The following is a 16,454-nucleotide window of genomic DNA, read 5'->3' on the forward strand; positions in this document are numbered from 1 at the left end:
ACGCAGGCCTTTCTTGGGGGAAGGAGCGTGGCAGCCCGTTCGGGGTCTGGCCGCACCGGTGCTTACGTGCCCACCGATCCTACCGTCCGGCCTCCCGGCGCCCTCGGGCGCGGGGCGCGGCGGCCCGTCCGTCCCGGCCCGGAGCGGCAGGCCCTAGGCTGTGCCCATGCCCCGCTTCAGCGTCATCGTCCCGGTGTTCAAGGTCGAGGAGTACCTCCCCGAGTGCCTCGATTCGGTGCTCGGCCAGGGCGGCCCGGACTTCGAACTGATCGCGGTGGACGACCGCTCCCCGGACGGCTGCGGCGCGCTGCTGGACCGGGCCGCGGCCGCCGACCCCCGGGTGCGGGTGCTGCACCTGCCGGAGAACGTCGGCCTCGGCCGTGCCCGCAACGCCGGCCTGGAGGTCGCCACCGGCGACTACGTGATCTTCCTGGACAGCGACGACACGCTGACCCCCGGCCTGCTCAAGGCCGTCGACGACCGGCTCGCGGCCGGCGGCGACCCGGACGTCCTGGTCTACGACTACGCCCGCACCTACGCCGACGGCCGGATCACCCGGGCCGCCTCGGCGCACGTCTTCGGCGCCGCCTCCCCGGACGTCTTCGACCTCGACACCCGCCCCGACCTGCTCGACCTGCTCCAGGTGGTCTGGAACAAGGCCTACCGGCGCGGCTTCATCGCCGAACAGGGCCTCACCTTCCCCGCGGGCTACTACGAGGACACCCCCTGGACCTACCCGGCGCTGCTCGCCGCCGCGAGCATCACCCTGCTCGACCAGGTCGGCGTGCACTACCGCCAGCGGCAGGAGGGCGGCAACATCCTGGCCACCGCCAGCCGCAAGCACTTCGACGTCTTCGCCCAGTACGACCTGGTCTTCGCCTTCCTGGACTCCCGCCCCGACCTCGACCGCTGGCGCCCGGTGGTCTACGGCCGGATGCTGCACCACCTCAACACCGTGGTCTCCAAGGCCGGCCGGGTGCCGCCCGGCGACCGTCGCGAGTACTTCCGCCGGGCCGCCGCGCACTGCGCCCGGCTGCGCCCGGCCGGCTACCGGCCGCCCGCCGGGGTGGACGGCGTGCGCACCGAGCTGCTCAGCCACGGCCGCTACGGCGCCTACCAGGCGGTGCGCGCACTGGCCCGCGCCCGCCGGCTGGTCAGGCGCTGAGCCGCCCCGCGGGCACCCGCCGAGCCTGACCGCCGTTCGGGCGACCGGCCGGTATAACCGGTCGGGTGGACTTCCTGACCCGCCTCCCGGTCGTCGGCCCGCTCGTGGCGTGGGTGCTGCGCAGCCGTCCGTACCGCGCGTACGAGCACTTCACCACCGCCCGCGGCAACCGGCTGGCCGGCGCGGTCACCTTCTTCGGCTTCCTGGCGCTCTTCCCGCTGCTCACCGTGGCGCTGGCGATCGCGGTCGCGACCCTCAGCGACACCCGGGTCGACGAGCTGCAGAAGCGCATCTCCGACCAGCTGCCGGGCATCTCCGACGCGCTCAACCTGCCGTCCCTGGTGGCCAACGCGGGCACCGTCGGGCTGGTCAGCGGCGTGCTGCTGCTGCTCTCCGGCCTCGGCTGGGTGGACACCATGCGCACCTCGATCCGGGACGTCTGGCAGCTGCCCGACGAGGAGGGCAACCCGGTGCTGCGCAAGGTCTGGGACTGCGTGGTGCTCGGCGGCCTGGGCCTGGTCTCGCTCTTCTCGCTCGCCGCCTCCGCCGCCGGGACGACGCTGGCCGGCCGGATCGCCCACTGGATCGGCCTGGGCACCGGCGGCTACCTGCTGACCGGTGTCGGCCTGCTGATCGCGGTCGCCTCCGACATGGTGCTCTTCGCCTACCTGCTGGCGCCCTTCCCGCGGATCGGCGGCCAGCACCGGCGGATCGTGCTGCAGGGCGCGCTGATCGGCGGGGTCGGCTTCGAGCTGCTGAAGATCCTGCTCGCGTCCTACCTCGGCTCGGTCGCCGGGAAGAGCCTCTACGGCGCCTTCGGCGTGCCGGTGGCACTGCTGCTCTGGATCAACTTCGTCTCCCGGCTGCTGATGTACTGCGTCGCCTGGACGGCCACCGCCGACCCGGCCGCCGCCCGCGCCCGGGCCCGCGAGCGCGCCCGGGCCATGGTGGCGGCCGCCGACGAGGAGGAGGCGGCGGCCGGGCAGCGGGCCGACGAGCGGCGGGCGGAGAAGCCCCGGGCGGGCGAGCGGCGGGCGGGGGAGCGGCAGACGGACGGGCCGCCGCGGGCCCGGCCCCGCGACTGAGGCCCTTCCCGCGGCGGCTTCCCGGCGCTGTCCCCGAGCCCTTCGCCGGAGCCGTTCCGGAGCTGCTCCCGGAGCCGGAGGGGCGGGGTCAGGACGACCGGTCGCGCCGGCGCAGCAGGAACCGCGCGCCCGCCGCGCCCGCGACCAGGAGCACGGCGGCCCCGATCCCCAGCCAGCCGGCCGGGCCGAGCCCGTCGTCGCCCCCGTCCGGGCCACCGCCCGCGGCGGCGCCCGCGGCGGTGCGCGCGGACTCCGTCGGGGACGGCGAGGGGTGCGGCGGCGGGGCGGGCGCCCCGGCGGTGCCGCCCGCCTGTCCGGTGGGCGTCGGCTCGGTGCCCCCGGCCGGGGCCTCGTCCACCAGCTTCCCGACCGGCGTCACCTTGTCGGCCGCCGCGAAGCCCCAGTCCAGCAGCGCCGCCGTCTCGTCGTACACCTTCTGGTACGTCGACGGGTGCATGACCGTCACCAGCAGGGTGCGGCCGTTCCGTTCGGCGGCGCCGACGAAGGTCGAGCCGGCCTCGGTGGTGAAGCCGTTCTTCACGCCGATCAGGCCCGGGTACTTGCCGAGCAGGCGGTCGGTGTTGGCGATCCCGAAACTGCCGCGCTGGCCGGTGTTCTTGTCCACCGCGCCGGGGAACAGCGCGTCCCGGGTGGCGCAGTACATCCGGAAGTCGGGGTTGCGCAGCCCGGCCCGGGCGAACAGCGTCAGGTCGTACGCCGAGGAGACCTGGCCGTCCATGTCGTAGCCGTCGGGCGAGATCACCTTGGTGTCCCTCGCCTGCAGCGCGTCGGCGCGCGCCTGCATCTCGGTGACGGTCTGCCGGATGCCGCCGTTCATGTGCGACAGGACGTGCACCGCGTCGTTGCCGGAGCTGAGGAACACCCCGCGCCAGAGGTCCTCGACCCGGTAGTCGAGGTCCTCCTTGATGCCGACCAGGCTGCTGCCGGGGCCGATGCCCTGGATCTCCGCGTCGGCGACCCTGTGCACGAGGTTCCGGTCGAACTTGGGCAGCACGGTGTCCGCGAAGAGGATCTTCAGGGTGCTGGCCGGGGCGAGCCGCAGATGCGGGTTGCTGGCCGCCAGCACGTCACCTGACGCGGCGTCGGCGACTATCCAGGACCGGCCGGTGAGGTCGCCCGGCAGTGCCGGCGCACCGGGCAGCGGGGCCACCTGGACACCGGACAGCCCCATCCGCTCGCCGCCGATCGCGGCCGGCGGGGGAGGCGGCTCGTGCGGGGCCGCGACGGCCGCCGGAGCGGCGAGGAGGACCGGGAGCGCCGCGGCGCACGCGGCGAGCAGGTGTGCGAGCTGAGGACGTGTGGGCACCAGCAGACCGTACCCAGTCGGGGCCCCCGCCGTCCGCCCCACCGGGCCGGTCCGCCGCAGGAGGGGGCCACCGTCCGCCGAACGGCCGCCTGCGCATACTGGGAGGGCACACCATCTTCACGCCACCGCCCGCCGAGGACCCCCCATGAAGCTCAGCCGCCGCACCTCCTGGTTCCTGACCGCCTTCGGCGTCTGGTCCATGATCATCTGGACCACCTTCGTCAAGAACCTCTGGAAGGACTCCGGCGGCCAGGCCTTCACCAACGGCGACCACTCCCAGCCCACCGCCTTCTTCTGGGTCCACCTCCTCCTCGCCGTCACCTCCTTCCTCCTCGGCATCGGTGTCGGCTCCGTCGGCCTCCGCGGCCTGCGCGCCGCCCGCCGCACCCCGGCCGCCGACTGACCGGCCCGGGAACGGCGAAGGCCCCCGCCCGAACCTCGGGGTTCGGGCGGGGGCCTTCGTCGTGGCGGGGTGGGATCAGAAGCGGCGGGTGACCAGCGCCCGCTTCACTTCCTGGATCGCCTTGGTGACCTCGATGCCGCGCGGGCAGGCCTCCGAGCAGTTGAAGGTGGTCCGGCAGCGCCAGACGCCCTCGCGGTCGTTCAGGATCTCCAGCCGCTGCTCCGCACCCTCGTCGCGCGAGTCGAAGATGAAGCGGTGCGCGTTGACGATCGCGGCCGGGCCGAAGTACTGGCCGTCGTTCCAGAAGACCGGGCAGGACGACGTGCACGCGGCGCACAGGATGCACTTGGTGGTGTCGTCGAAGCGCTCGCGGTCCTCGGCGGACTGCAGGCGCTCACGCGTCGGGTCGTTCCCCTTGGTGATGAGGAACGGCATGACGTCCTTGTACGCCTGGAAGAACGGGTCCATGTCCACGACCAGGTCCTTGAGGACCGTCAGGCCCTTGATGGCCTCGATCGTGATCGGCTTCTCCGGGTTGACGTCCTTGATCAGGGTCTTGCACGCCAGCCGGTTGCGGCCGTTGATCCGCATGGCGTCGGAGCCGCAGATGCCGTGCGCGCAGGAACGGCGGTAGGTGAGGGTGCCGTCCTGCTCCCACTTGATCTTGTTGAGCGCGTCCAGGACGCGCTCCTTCGGGTCCATCGTCAGCTGGTAGTCGACCCACACCGGGTCCGGGTGCTCCTCCGGGTTGAACCGGCGGATCCGGAAGGTGACGGTGATCAGCTGAACGGCACCCGCCTCGGCCGCGTCCAGAGCGGCCGAGTGCTTCTCCACGGTCGGAGTGCTCATCAGTACTTACGCTCCATCGGCTGGTAGCGGGTCGTGACGACCGGCTTGTAGTCGAGGCGGATGGAGGTGGTGCCGTCCTCGGCCACCTCCTGGTACGCCATGGTGTGCTGCATGAACTTCACGTCGTCACGGGTCGGGAAGTCCTCGCGGTAGTGACCGCCGCGCGACTCCTCGCGGGCCAGCGCGGAGACGGCCAGCACCTCGGCCAGGTCGAGCAGGTTGCCGAGCTCGACGGCCTCCAGCAGGTCCGTGTTGTAACGGAAGCCCTTGTCCTGGATGGCGACGTTCTTGTAGCGCTCACGCAGCGCGGCGATGTCCTCGACCGCCTGCTTCAGGGTGGCGCCGGTGCGGTAGACCATGGCGTTGGCGTCCATGGTCTCCTGCAGCTCCTTGCGGATCTGCGCCACGGACTCGGTGCCGGTGGACTCGCGCAGGCCGTCGACCAGGGCCTGGACCTTCTCGGCCGGGTTCTCGGGCAGCTCGACGAAGTCGTTCGCGTTGGCGAAGTCGGCGGCGGCGATGCCCGCGCGACGGCCGAACACGTTGATGTCGAGCAGCGAGTTGGTGCCGAGGCGGTTGGCGCCGTGCACGGACACGCAGGCGACCTCGCCGGCCGCGTACAGGCCCGGGACGACGTCGGTGTTGTTGCGCAGGACCTCACCCTCGACGTTGGTCGGGATGCCGCCCATGGCGTAGTGCGCGGTGGGCTGGATCGGGATCGGGTCCGTGTAGGGCTCGATGCCGAGGTAGGTGCGCGCGAACTCGGTGATGTCCGGCAGCTTGGCGTCCAGCTGCTCCGGCGGCAGGTGGGTGAGGTCCAGGTAGACGTGGTCGCCGTCCGGACCGCAGCCGCGGCCTTCGCGGATCTCGGTGTAGATCGCGCGGGAGCAGACGTCACGGGACGCGAGGTCCTTCATGACGGGGGCGTAGCGCTCCATGAAGCGCTCGCCGTCCTTGTTGCGCAGGATGCCGCCCTCGCCGCGGGCGCCCTCGGTGAGCAGGATGCCCATGCGCCAGATGCCCGTCGGGTGGAACTGGAAGAACTCCATGTCCTCCAGCGGCAGGCCGCGGCGGTAGACCAGGGCCTGGCCGTCACCGGTGAGGGTGTGGGCGTTGGAGGAGACCTTGAAGAACTTGCCGGTGCCGCCGGAGGCGAACACGACCGACTTGGCCTGGAAGACGTGGATCTCGCCGGTGGCCAGCTCGTAGGCGACGACGCCGGCCGTCTTGCCCTCGTTGAGCAGCAGGTCGAGGACGTAGAACTCGTTGAAGAACTCGACGCCGTGCTTGACGCAGTTCTGGAACAGCGTCTGGAGGATCATGTGGCCGGTGCGGTCGGCCGCGTAGCAGGAACGGCGGACCGGGGCCTCGCCGTGGTTGCGGGAGTGACCGCCGAAGCGGCGCTGGTCGATCCGGCCCTGCTCGGTGCGGGAGAAGGGGAGACCCATCTTCTCCAGGTCGAGGACGGCGTCGATGGCCTCCTTGCACATGATCTCGGCGGCGTCCTGGTCGACCAGGTAGTCACCACCCTTGACCGTGTCGAAGGTGTGCCACTCCCAGTTGTCCTCCTCGACGTTGGCGAGGGCGGCGCACATGCCGCCCTGGGCCGCGCCGGTGTGGGACCGGGTGGGGTAGAGCTTGGTGAGCACCGCGGTGCGGCTGCGCTGGGTCGACTCGATGGCCGCGCGCATGCCGGCGCCGCCGGCGCCGACGATGACGGTGTCGTACTGGTGAATCTGCATGGGGGGTTAACTCGCCTCTGGCCTCTGCCGATGTCCGATTAGATGCTCGCGGCTCAGATGTTGGGGTCGAAGGTGAAGATCACCAGGGTGCCGAGCAGCACGGTGAAGACCGTGGCGGCGCCCATGAGGCCCTTCAGCCAGAGCCGGGTGGAGTCCTTCTCGGCGTAGTCGTTGATGACCGTCCGCATGCCGTTGGCGCCGTGCAGCATGGCCAGCCAGAGCATCAGGAGGTCCCAGACCTGCCAGAACGGCGAGGCCCAGCGGCCGGCCACGAAGGCGAAGCCGATCTTCGAAACGCCGCCGTCGAGCACCAGCATGATCAGCAGGTGGCCGAGGATCAGCACCACGAGGACGATGCCGGACAGGCGCATGAAGAGCCAGGCCAGCATCTCGAAGTTGGTGCGGGTGCGGCGCGGGGTCCTCTTGGTCCGCTGGCGGGCCGGCTCGATCACGAAGGCGTCGGCCGGGTTGCCGGTGCCGAGACCCTTGCCGGTGTGCGCCTGGGCGGAGGGAACCACCAGGGCGTCGGAGATTTCCGTGGACATGTCTCAGATCACTTCCCGAACCAGGTGGTCAGCGTGTGCTGAAGGATCGGGTAGAAGGCGCCGGCCATCAGGACGACCCACACCCCGACGACGGTCCAGAGCATCTGCTTCTGGAACTTCGGGCCCTTCGACCAGAAGTCGACTGCCACGACCCGCAGGCCGTTGAGCGCGTGGAACAGGATGGCGGCCACCAGGCCGTACTCCATCAGGTTCACCAGAGGCGTCTTGTACGTCTGAATGACGTTGTCGTAATCCTCGGGCGACACCCGCACCAGCGCGGTGTCCAGGACATGGGCGAACAGGAAGAAGAAGATGAGGACGCCGGTGACTCGATGAGCCACCCAGCTCCACATGCCTTCCCGGCCGCGGTACAGCGTTCCAGCCGGCACGGAAAAACCCTCCGGAAGCGGATTGGGGGCTCGGCCGGCTTCGGTGTCGGTCAGCCCGGCCGGGTACGGTCCACCGGCCGCGAGCATCCTATCGACGCCTTCTCGGGAACCGCCTCCGGGGGCCCAAGGTGTGATCAATCAGGCACGACTGGCGTAGTAGTGCGGGAACCACGGGCGGAATGTGGACGCAGAGTGACCGTCCGCTTGCGCTACGGTGGCCGCCCGCTCCCGCGTCGACACCCTGCCGAGGCCGCCGTGCCGCTCCGCCCGTCCCGCCCGTCCGCCCTCGCCGTCGTCTGCGCCCTGCTGCTGGCGGCGGGCTGCACCACGGTCGGCGGCTCCGCCGACCGGGCCGGTCCGGCCCGCGAGCTGTCCGCCGCCGAGCTGCGGGCGGCCGCGGTGGCCGACGCCGACCTGGGGCCCGGCTACACGGTGACGGTGATGACGCCCGGTCACGGCGAGACCGGCTCGGGCGGGGCCCGGGAGGTGGTCGACCTGCCGGCCTGCCGGCCGCTGCTGGACGCGGTGACCCCGGCGGTGTCGGTGGGCGGCACCTCGCCCACGCCCGGCCCGGGCGGCCCGTACGCCGAGACCGATCTGAGCGTGGCCCGGGCGGCGGACCCGCGGGGCGGGGTGTACGGAGGGCTGCTGGGCTACCGGTCCGGGCGGGCCGCGCAGCTCCAGGCGGAGCTGGAGAAGCTGTTCGGCCCGTGCGCCTCCTTCACCTCCACCGCCCCGGCGCCGGCGTCCGACCGGAGCCGGAAGGGGGTGCGGACGAAGCACCGGCTGACCCGGCACGACACGCCCACGCCCGGGGGAGCCGACGCGGCGACCGGGTTCACCCTGACGAATGAATCGGGCACGGTGGTGCTCTCCCAGCGGGCGGTGGTGGCCCGGGTCGGCCCGGCGCTGGCGGTCTTCACCACGGTGGGCGTCGGGGCGGAGCCGGCCCCCGCCCCGGACGAGCGGATCGTCCGGCAGCAGGTGGCCAAGCTCCGCGCCGCGCAGGCGGGGCGGTGAGCCGGGCTCAGCGCGCCCCGGCCTCCGAATGGGTGGCGACCAGGTGCTCCAGGCGGGTGAGGGCGATCCGGCGCAGTTCGTCGGAGGCGATCAGCCGCTCCTCGTCCGGGTCGTTGGCCAGCCGGGTGCGGATGGAGCCGAGCACGGTGTCGAGCATCTCCTCGGGGACGACGCCCTCCAGGCAGACCACGAAGACGTGCCCGAACCGGGCCTCGTACGCGGCGTGCGCCGCGCGCAGTGCGGTGTGGGCGGCCTGGCTGCCGGGGGCGCGCATGCCGAGGAGCGGCTGCGGCATCCAGCTCTCGTCCGCCAGGGCCTCGGCCAGGTCGGCCGGGCGGAGGTCGTAGGAGGCCTCGCTGGCGGCGGCCAGCAGGGACTCTATGTCGGGGTAGGGCCGGTGCGCGGTGAGCCGGAGGGCCCAGCGGTGGCTGCCGCAGCAGGCCAGCAGGGCCTCCTCGGCGGCGCCGGCGTCGGCCTCGTTGAAGCGGTGCAACCCGAGGAGGCTCGGCTCGGACCGGGGGTCGAACCGCTGTGACGGGATGTCGCTGGCCAGCGGGTCCTCCTCGTGAGGGCGGCAAGGGCCGGTGAAAGGGAGGGTCGAGCAGCTGAAGTATCGGGGCTGCGGGGCGGCGTCCAGCGCCCGCCGAGCAGCGGCTCAACGGTAGTTGAGTAGTCATAAGTTGGGGAGGGCGCGTGCGGAATTCACCCGATCGAGCTATCAAGTTGTGACGTTGACACCTCGGTGTCAGCGCCCTCCCCGTCGTCATCTGCTAACGGTGCCGGTCCCGGCCGTGGCCGCCGGTCAGGAACAGCGCGTGCCGGCCGCCGGCATCGTGCCGTCGACCAGGTAGGCCTCCAGCGCGGCGTCGATGCAACTGTTGCCCTTGCCGAAGGCGCCGTGGCCCTCGCCGACGCGGGTCAGCAGGGTGGCGTTGGCGAAGCCCTTGGCCAGCGCCTCCGCGGAGGCGTAGGGGGTGGCCGGGTCGCCGGTGGTGCCGACCACCAGGATCGGGGCGCTGCCCTCGGCCCGGATGGTGTGCGGCTTCTCCGGGGTCTTGAAGGGCCAGTACGCGCAGGAGGGCTCGGTGTAGTCCTCGACCGAGACGCCCTTGGAGAGCAGCGGGGCCTCGGTCTGGAGCTTGGTGACCACCGCCTGCGCGCGCTCCGGGGTCGGGGCCGGGCGGGAGCTGTCGGCGCAGCTGATCGCGCCGTGCGCCTCCTCCATCGGGCTGTAGTGGCCGTTCTCGTCGCGGCCGTTGTAGTTGTCGGCGAACGACAGCAGCGGGTCGGGCTTGTTGCCGACCATGGCCCAGCCGAGGCCGTTGCGCAGGTTCTGCCAGGCGATCTTCTCGTCGCCGTAGAGCATCGACATGACGCCGGTCCAGGCGAGGTCGGTGCCGAGCTTGCGGCCGTCCTTGGCGGTCATCGGGTGGTCGCGCAGGCCGTCGAGGAAGTCGGCGGCCTTCTTGGCGGCCTTGGCCGGGTCCTTGCCGAGCGGGCACTCGCCGGCGTGGTTCTCCACGCAGTCGGCGGCGAAGCGCTCGAAGGACTTCTCGAAGCCGATCTGCTGGTCGACGCCGTGGTCCAGCTTGTCCTGGGCGGGGTCGACGGCGCCGTCGAGGATCAGCCGGCCGGTGTTCTTCGGGAACTCCTCGGCGTAGAGGGCGCCGAGGTAGGTGCCGTAGGAGATGCCGAGGTAGTTGAGCTTCTTGTCACCGGAGACGGCGCGCAGCACGTCCAGGTCGCGGGCGGTGTTGCGGGTCCCGACGAAGGGCAGCAGCTTGCCGGACTTGGCCTGGCAGGCGGCGGCGTGCTCGGTGGCGTTCTTGACGTGGGCGGCCTTGCGGGCCGCCGGGTCGAGCGGCGTGTCGGTCTCGTTGAGGGCGTCCTGCTGCTTGTCGTCGTAGCAGACGACCGGCGAGCTCTCGCCGGTGCCGCGGGGGTCGAAGCCGATCACGTCGAAGCGGTTGTGCAGGACGCCGTCGAACTCCTTGGCGCCGTACTTGACCATCTCGATGCCGGAGCCGCCGGGTCCGCCCGGGTTGACCAGCAGCGAGCCGATCCGCTGCTCGGGCTTGGCGGCCGGCAGCTTGATCAGCGCGAGGTCGAGGGCGTCGGTGCCGGGGTTGGCGTAGTCGAGCGGGACGTGCAGCTTGCCGCACTGCATCCCGGATATGTCGATCTTGGCCTTGGCGGCGACGGGGTCGGCCGGGCAGGCGGCCCAGGCGATCTGCTGGCCGTAGAACGGCTTGAGCGCCGGGTCGTCGGCGCCCGTGGGCTTGGGGGTCGGCGTCGGCGTCGCGGTGGCCGTCGGAGCGGCGGCGGTGGCCGAGGCGGTGCCGGCGGCCTGGTCCTGGGCCGGCTTGGCGCTGTCGTTGCAGGCGGAGGCGAGGAGCATGGTCCCGGTCGCCAGGGCGGCGAGCAGGACCCGCGGGCGGGCAGCCCGAAGAGTGTTCATCGCACGTGTGTACCACTGGCGGGTGACACGTTCGATCATGACCCCCCGGGCTGCCCCCGAGTCGCCCCGGGCTGCCCCCGGACCGCCTCCGGGCCGGCCGCCCGCCGGGCGTCAGGCCCGGTGCACCTTGTGGTTGGCCGCCTGGGCGCGCGGCCGCACGACCAGCAGGTCGATGTTGACGTGCGAGGGGCGGGTGACCGCCCAGGCGACGGTGTCCGCGATGTCGTCCGAGGTCAGCGGCTCGGCCACGCCCGCGTACACGGCCGCCGCCTTCTCCTCGTCGCCCCGGAACCTGGTCACGGCGAAGCCCTCGGACTTCACCATGCCCGGCGCGATCTCGATCACCCGGATCGGCTCGCCGCACAGCTCCAGCCGCAGCGTCGCCGCGATGGTGTGCGCCGCGTGCTTGGCCGCCACGTAGCCGCCGCCGCCCTCGTACGCGGCCAGCGCCGCGGTGGAGGAGAGGACGAGGACGGTGCCGTCGCCGCTCGCCCGCAGGGCCGGCAGCAGGGCCTGCGTCACGTGCAGCACGCCCAGCACGTTCACCTGGTACATGGCCAGCCAGTCCGCCGGGTCGCCGGTCTCCACCGACTCCGCGCCGATCGCCCCGCCGGCGTTGTTGACGAGGACGTCCACCCGGCCGACCTCGGCCGCGAAGGCGTCCACGGCGGCCCGGTCCGTGACGTCCAGGGTGAGGGCGCGGGCCGAACCGCCGCCGGCGACGATCTCCTTGGCCAGCGCCTCGATCCGTTCGGTCCGCCGGGCGGTCAGCACCACGTCGAAGCCCTCGGACGCGAGCCGGCGGGCGGTCGCCGCGCCGATTCCGCTGCTCGCACCGGTGACCACGGCCACCTTCTGCTCGCTCATTGCCACTCCTGAGATATCCGGTCGTTGTGCCGATCATCTCAATGGTGTCCGCGCGGCCCACCACCCCCTCGGGCCCGCCCGGCGGATCGCGCCGGGCCCGCGAGGATCCGCCGGAGAGGCCCTAGATTGCGAAGGGATGGAGTGCACCCCCGGGAGGACACCATGGCAGCCGAGCCGCGTCGCACCGAGTCGGGCTTCCCCGTCGAGCCGGTCTACGGCCCCGAGGCGCTGGAGGGCTGGGATCCGCACGAGCGCCTCGGCCGGCCCGGGGAGTACCCGTACACCCGGGGCGTCTATCCGACCATGTACACCGGCCGGCCGTGGACGATGCGGCAGTACGCGGGCTTCGGCACCGCCGCCGAGTCCAACGCCCGCTACCGGCAGCTGATCGCCGGCGGCTCCACCGGCCTCTCGGTCGCCTTCGACCTGCCCACCCAGATGGGCTACGACTCGGACGCCCGGCTCGCGGCCGGCGAGGTCGGCAAGGTCGGGGTGGCGATCGACAGCGTCGAGGACATGGGCGTCCTGTTCGAGGGCATCCCGCTGGGCGAGGTCTCCACCTCGATGACCATCAACGCGCCGGCCGGCCCGCTGCTGCTCCTCTACCAGTTGGTCGGCGAGGCCCAGGGCGTCCCGCCGGCCCGGCTGACCGGGACCGTGCAGAACGACGTGCTGAAGGAGTACATCGCCCGCGGCACCTACATCTTCCCGCCGAAGCCCTCGCTGCGGCTGGTCGCGGACGTGTTCCGGTACTGCCGGGCCGAGATCCCCCGGTGGAACACCATCTCGATCTCCGGCTACCACATGGCCGAGGCCGGGGCCGACCCGGCGCAGGAGATCGCCTTCACCCTGGCCAACGGCATCGAGTACGTCCGCACCGCCCTCGCGGCAGGCATGGCGGTGGACGACTTCGCGCCCCGGCTCTCCTTCTTCTTCGTGGCCCGCACCACGCTGCTGGAGGAGGTGGCCAAGTTCCGCGCCGCCCGGCGGATCTGGGCCCGCGTCATGCGCGAGGAGTTCGGCGCGCGCGACCCGAGGTCGCAGATGCTCCGCTTCCACACCCAGACCGCCGGGGTGCAGCTGACCGCGCAGCAGCCCGAGGTCAACCTGGTCCGGGTCTCGGTGCAGGCGCTGGCGGCGGTGTTCGGCGGCACCCAGTCGCTGCACACCAACAGCTTCGACGAGGCGATCGCGCTGCCCAGCGAGAAGGCCGCCCGGCTGGCCCTGCGCACCCAGCAGGTGCTCGCCTACGAGACCGACGTGACCGCGACCGTCGACCCGTTCGCGGGCTCCTACGTGGTCGAGTCGCTGACCGACGAGGTGGAGGCGGCCGCCCTCGCGCTGATGGCCCGGGTCGAGGAGCTGGGCGGCGCGGTGGCCGCGATCGAGGCCGGTCACCAGAAGGCCGAGATCGAGCGCACCGCCTACCGCGTCCAGCAGGAGACCGACTCCGGGGAGCGGACGGTGGTCGGGGTCAACCGCTTCCGCCTGGACGCCGAGGAGCCGTACCGGCCGCTGCGGGTGGACCCGGCGATCGAGGCGGAGCAGGCCGGACGGCTGGCTCGGCTGCGGGCCGGGCGGGACGCCGCGGCGGTCGGCCGCTCGCTGGACGAGCTGCGCCGGGCCGCCGCAGGCCGGGACAACGTGCTGTACCCGATGCGGGAGGCGCTGGCGGGCCTGGCCACGCTCGGTGAGGTCTGCGACGCGCTGCGCGACGTGTGGGGAACGCACACACCCACCGAGCGGTTCTGAAGGATCGTCACACAACAGTCGTCGCAGGCCCGTGACCGCCGCCGCGGGCGGTCGTTGCACAGGACACGCACCATGGGGAAGGCGGCTGAAACGAGATGTCATACCCACCTGCTCGGCCAGTATGCGCCCATCCGGGGACGACTTTTCCGGAAGTCGGGCCAAATCCCCCCAACAGGCCTACTCTTGTTGAGATGAACCGTCCTGACTCCGCCCAGCCGGCCGTCACGCTCACCGCCGCCCGCCCAGCCGCCGACCTGCGCGGCCGGGTCAGAGCGCTGGAGCCCGAGCTGATCGCCTTCCGCCGCGATCTGCACCGGCACCCGGAGCTGGGCCGCCAGGAGTTCCGCACCACCGGCCTGCTGCGCGACCGGCTGACGGCGGCGGGCCTGGCCCCCCGGGTGCTGCCCGGCGGCACCGGGATGATCGTCGACATCGTCCCGGCCGGGACGCCGCGGGGCGCCGAGTTCCTGGCCTTCCGCGCCGACATCGACGCGCTGCCGATCGACGACGCCAAGACGGACGTGCCGTACCGCTCGACCGTCCCCGGCCGGGCCCACGCCTGCGGCCACGACGTGCACACCTCGGTGGTGCTGGGGACGGCGCTGGTGCTGGCGGAGGCCGCCCGTACCGGCGAGCTGCGCCGCCCGGTCCGGCTGGTCTTCCAGCCCGCCGAGGAGGTCATGCCGGGCGGGGCGCTGGACGTGATCAACGCGGGCGGGATGGACGGCGTCGGCCGGATCTTCGCGGTGCACTGCGACCCCAAGGTGGAGGTCGGCCGGATCGGACTGCGCACCGGGGCGATCACCTCGGCCTGCGACCGGCTGGTGCTCCACCTGGACGGTCCCGGCGGCCACACGGCCCGCCCGCACCTGACCACCGACCTGGTGACCGCGATCGCCCGGATGGCCGCCGACCTGCCGGCCGCCCTGGCCCGCCGGATGGACCCGCGCTGGGGCGTCAGCCTGGTCTGGGGCCGGATCGCCTCCGGCTCCGCGCCCAACGTGATCCCGCAGCACGCCGAGCTGGAGGGCACGGTCCGCTGCCTGGAGCTGGCCGGCTGGCGCGAGGCGCCGGACCTGCTGCACGAGCTGATCGCCAAGCTGGCCGAGACCTACCGGGCGAAGTGGACGCTCGACTACCACCGCGGGGTGCCGCCGGTGGTGAACGAGGCGGTCTCGGTGGGCCTGCTGGAAGCCGCGATGACGGCCCGGTTCGGTCGCGGAGGCGAAGGGGTGGTGGAGGACACCGAGCAGAGCCTCGGCGGCGAGGACTTCTCCTGGTACCTGGAGCACGCCCCGGGCGCGCTGGCCCGGCTGGGCGTCCGCGCCCCCGGTGACACCGCCGTGCGCGACCTGCACCAGGGCCGCTTCGACGTGGACGAGCGGGCGATCGGGGTCGGCGTGGAGCTGTTCGCGGCGCTGGCGCTGGACGCCGGAGAGGGACCGGCGGGGCAGTAGGGGAGCGCGGGCGCGGGGGAGCGTAGGGCCGGAGGTCCCGACTCTGCCCGGTTTGTCGGAATCAGGGCTTTATGTTCAGTTACGTAAACTGGGCTGCGCCAGTTCCGAGCACCCTCGGTGGAGGGCAAGGGAGCGTCGGGGAAGCCGTGAGACCACGGTTTGATAACAACCCGAATGCTCCGGCGGCCCGTAACCCAACCGTGTTCTACGCGCGTTACGGTGGCGTCCGACCACGCTAAACGGGTGCGTGTGAGAAGGAGATACTCCCTTGCGCCGTTCAACTAAGCTCGCCGCGGTTGTGCTCTCGGGTTCCCTGGGCATCGCCTCGCTCGCCGCTTGCGGCGCAAAGAGCAACGACACCACCGCTTCTTCCGGCTCCTCCGAGGGCGCCCTCAAGGTCGGCATGGCCTACGACATCGGCGGCCGTGGCGACCAGTCGTTCAACGACTCCGCCGCCCGTGGCCTGGACAAGGCCAAGGCCGACCTCGGCGTCACCGTCACCGAGGCCGACGCCAAGACCGGTGAGGCCGAGGCCGACAAGGAGACCCGCCTCAAGAACCTGGTCACCGCCGGTTACAACCCGATCATCGCGGTCGGCTTCGTGTACCAGTCGGCGGTCGAGAAGGTCGCCAAGGAGAACCCGAACACCAAGTTCGCGATCATCGACTCGGCCTCCCAGACCCAGCCGAGCAACGTCACCTCGCTGACCTTCTCGGAGCAGGAGGGCTCGTACCTGGCCGGTGTGGCCGCCGCCCTCAAGAGCAAGACCAAGCACATCGGCTTCATCGGCGGTGTGCAGTCCGAGCTGATCAAGAAGTTCGAGGCCGGTTACGTGGCCGGTGCGAAGTCCGTCACCCCGGACATCAAGATCGAGACCACCTACCTGACCACGCCCCCGGACTTCTCCGGCTTCAACTCGCCCGACAAGGGCAAGGAGGCCGCGCAGGGCCAGCTCGACAAGGGCGCGGACGTCATCTACTCCGCCGCCGGCTCCTCCGGCAACGGCTCCATCGAGGCCGTCGCCAACGCCGGCAAGCTGGCCATCGGCGTCGACTCCGACCAGGCCAGCCAGCCGGCCCTGTCGAAGTACAAGAACAACATCCTGACCTCGATGGTCAAGAACGTCGACAAGGCCGTCTACGCCTACATCGAGTCGGCCAAGAAGGGCTCCGTCTTCACCGGCGTGAAGAACTTCGACCTGAAGGCCGACGGTGTCTCGCTCGCCACCACCGGCGGCAAGATCGACGACATCAAGGGCAAGCTCGACGAGGCCGCCAACGCCATCAAGAGCGGCGCCACCACCGTCCCGACCGCCCCGTAAGGCGCGCCCGGACGTCGCTGCCGCTGCCACCTGCCCGGCAGCGCAATGATTGACGCAGCATCAGGGAGGGGCCC

The 16,454-nt window shown here is 72.0% G+C and carries 15 protein-coding genes; 7 read left to right on the forward strand and 8 right to left on the reverse strand.

Annotated elements, in window-relative coordinates:
- Window positions 1–166: 166 nt before the first annotated feature.
- Both ACFVHB_RS01405 and ACFVHB_RS01410 read left to right on the forward strand, forming a co-directional pair.
- Window positions 167–1,165, forward strand: coding sequence for a glycosyltransferase family 2 protein (locus ACFVHB_RS01405; protein WP_380314168.1), 999 nt, complete (start codon window positions 167–169; stop codon window positions 1,163–1,165).
- Between the two features lie 65 nt (window positions 1,166–1,230).
- Complete coding sequence (locus ACFVHB_RS01410) at window positions 1,231–2,250, forward strand: YihY/virulence factor BrkB family protein (protein ID WP_380314169.1); 1,020 nt, start codon at window positions 1,231–1,233, stop codon at window positions 2,248–2,250.
- 88 nt (window positions 2,251–2,338) lie between these two features.
- Here the strand turns inward: ACFVHB_RS01410 and ACFVHB_RS01415 are convergent, their stop codons facing one another.
- A complete protein-coding gene (locus tag ACFVHB_RS01415; protein WP_380314170.1) occupies window positions 2,339–3,577 on the reverse strand; it encodes a D-alanyl-D-alanine carboxypeptidase family protein in 1,239 nt (412 codons plus the stop codon).
- Between the two features lie 145 nt (window positions 3,578–3,722).
- On the opposite strand from ACFVHB_RS01415, the gene ACFVHB_RS01420 reads away from it, so the two are divergent.
- Complete coding sequence (locus ACFVHB_RS01420; protein WP_380314171.1) at window positions 3,723–3,980, forward strand: SCO4848 family membrane protein; 258 nt, start codon at window positions 3,723–3,725, stop codon at window positions 3,978–3,980.
- 75 nt (window positions 3,981–4,055) lie between these two features.
- Here the strand turns inward: ACFVHB_RS01420 and ACFVHB_RS01425 are convergent, their stop codons facing one another.
- The 4 genes from ACFVHB_RS01425 to sdhC are packed head-to-tail and all read right to left on the reverse strand — an operon-like array spanning window position 4,056 to window position 7,505.
- Window positions 4,056–4,829, reverse strand: coding sequence for a succinate dehydrogenase iron-sulfur subunit (locus ACFVHB_RS01425; RefSeq protein ID WP_380314172.1), 774 nt, complete (start codon window positions 4,827–4,829; stop codon window positions 4,056–4,058).
- Entirely contained in the window at window positions 4,829–6,571 is a 1,743-nt protein-coding gene (gene sdhA / locus ACFVHB_RS01430; RefSeq protein WP_380314173.1) for a succinate dehydrogenase flavoprotein subunit, read from the reverse strand. The genes ACFVHB_RS01425 and sdhA overlap by 1 nt, the downstream gene beginning before the upstream one ends.
- Window positions 6,572–6,624: 53 nt before the next feature.
- A complete protein-coding gene (gene sdhD / locus ACFVHB_RS01435; RefSeq protein ID WP_380314174.1) occupies window positions 6,625–7,116 on the reverse strand; it encodes a succinate dehydrogenase, hydrophobic membrane anchor protein in 492 nt (163 codons plus the stop codon).
- A gap of 8 nt (window positions 7,117–7,124) precedes the next feature.
- A complete protein-coding gene (sdhC, locus tag ACFVHB_RS01440) occupies window positions 7,125–7,505 on the reverse strand; it encodes a succinate dehydrogenase, cytochrome b556 subunit (RefSeq protein WP_380314260.1) in 381 nt (126 codons plus the stop codon).
- A gap of 192 nt (window positions 7,506–7,697) precedes the next feature.
- Here sdhC and ACFVHB_RS01445 point away from each other — a divergent pair, with 192 nt between their 5' ends.
- Window positions 7,698–8,525 carry a hypothetical protein gene (locus ACFVHB_RS01445; protein ID WP_380314175.1) on the forward strand — a complete coding sequence of 276 codons (828 nt, stop codon included), beginning with the start codon at window positions 7,698–7,700 and terminating at the stop codon, window positions 8,523–8,525.
- A 7-nt stretch (window positions 8,526–8,532) separates the two neighbouring features.
- Here the strand turns inward: ACFVHB_RS01445 and ACFVHB_RS01450 are convergent, their stop codons facing one another.
- From ACFVHB_RS01450 to ACFVHB_RS01460, 3 genes are all read right to left on the reverse strand, one after another.
- On the reverse strand, window positions 8,533–9,018 hold the full coding sequence (locus ACFVHB_RS01450; RefSeq protein ID WP_380314176.1) for a 2-oxo-4-hydroxy-4-carboxy-5-ureidoimidazoline decarboxylase: 486 nt from the start codon (window positions 9,016–9,018) through the stop codon (window positions 8,533–8,535).
- A gap of 309 nt (window positions 9,019–9,327) precedes the next feature.
- Window positions 9,328–10,983 carry an alpha/beta hydrolase gene (locus ACFVHB_RS01455; protein WP_380314177.1) on the reverse strand — a complete coding sequence of 552 codons (1,656 nt, stop codon included), beginning with the start codon at window positions 10,981–10,983 and terminating at the stop codon, window positions 9,328–9,330.
- A 111-nt stretch (window positions 10,984–11,094) separates the two neighbouring features.
- Window positions 11,095–11,850: an SDR family oxidoreductase gene (locus tag ACFVHB_RS01460; protein WP_380314178.1), complete on the reverse strand. Its 756-nt coding sequence runs from the start codon at window positions 11,848–11,850 to the stop codon at window positions 11,095–11,097.
- 162 nt (window positions 11,851–12,012) lie between these two features.
- On the opposite strand from ACFVHB_RS01460, the gene ACFVHB_RS01465 reads away from it, so the two are divergent.
- From ACFVHB_RS01465 to ACFVHB_RS01475, 3 genes are all read left to right on the forward strand, one after another.
- Window positions 12,013–13,602, forward strand: a complete 1,590-nt coding sequence (locus tag ACFVHB_RS01465; RefSeq protein ID WP_380314179.1) for a methylmalonyl-CoA mutase — start codon at window positions 12,013–12,015, stop codon at window positions 13,600–13,602.
- Window positions 13,603–13,793: 191 nt separating this feature from the next.
- On the forward strand, window positions 13,794–15,059 hold the full coding sequence (locus tag ACFVHB_RS01470; protein ID WP_380314180.1) for an amidohydrolase: 1,266 nt from the start codon (window positions 13,794–13,796) through the stop codon (window positions 15,057–15,059).
- A 268-nt stretch (window positions 15,060–15,327) separates the two neighbouring features.
- Complete coding sequence (locus ACFVHB_RS01475; RefSeq protein ID WP_380314181.1) at window positions 15,328–16,380, forward strand: BMP family protein; 1,053 nt, start codon at window positions 15,328–15,330, stop codon at window positions 16,378–16,380.
- Window positions 16,381–16,454: the final 74 nt, after the last annotated feature.

It is taken from the genome of Kitasatospora sp. NPDC127111, from assembly GCF_042677465.1.
Taxonomy (GTDB): domain Bacteria; phylum Actinomycetota; class Actinomycetes; order Streptomycetales; family Streptomycetaceae; genus Kitasatospora.